At 64.6% G+C, this 706-nt stretch carries 1 pseudogene; it reads left to right on the forward strand.

Annotated features, from left to right (window positions below):
- Nucleotides 1-431, forward strand: a pseudogene (locus VTU_RS34160) (hypothetical protein); the annotation flags it as partial.
- Between the last annotated feature and the right edge of the window lie 275 nt (nt 432-706).

Consider the following 706-nt stretch of genomic DNA (forward strand, 5'->3'; position numbering starts at 1 on the left):
CACGCATCACCCACCTGGAACAAAAGAACGCACCCACCGAATTGCCCAAGGGGATGGAAATGCCCCTCGGTCTGCTCCGCTTCGAGGCAGCACAGGCCACGGGCCACGGCAGCGAGAAGTTCAGCCTGTACGTGGACCCGGTGCTGGGCGTCAACGGCTACTGGCTCCCGGACAGCACCGGCACCTGGGTCAACTTGGCGAGCAGCCCTTACGGCGGCAAGATGGCGATGGAAGGCGGGCAGCTGCGGCTGGACTTCGAGATCAGCGACGGCGGGCGTTCGACGCCGACGGCAAGACCAACGGCGTCATCACCGCGCCCGGCGCCGCAGCGAAGATGCCGCTGTCCATCGTGGGGCAGGCGACGGATCTGGCGCATGGCGGGTTCTGGATCTGAGGGCCTTGGGATCAGTGTCCTGCCCCTCAGGGATTGAGACCCACCCCATGATTCCGCTGCGGGACCATGACGCAAACCATGGGATCGCGCCAGCGGGTGCTGGATGATTCCGTAGCCGCCCGTTCATTGAGGGCCTTGGCCATCAAGCCGGGTCCGGTTGCCCGATCGGCATAAAACTCACTGTTTGTCACGATATGATACGTGGCATGAGGAACCTGCCTACCCTTGCACATGCCTGCCAACCAAGCGGAAGGCGGGGTTTGCATATGCTGAGGGCCGACCTCCTGAAGGGGCCGCCGTGCGCTGCGGCCG

It is taken from the genome of Verminephrobacter aporrectodeae subsp. tuberculatae At4 (genome assembly GCF_000193225.1).
In the GTDB taxonomy this organism is placed as follows: Bacteria; Pseudomonadota; Gammaproteobacteria; order Burkholderiales; family Burkholderiaceae_C; genus Acidovorax; species Acidovorax aporrectodeae.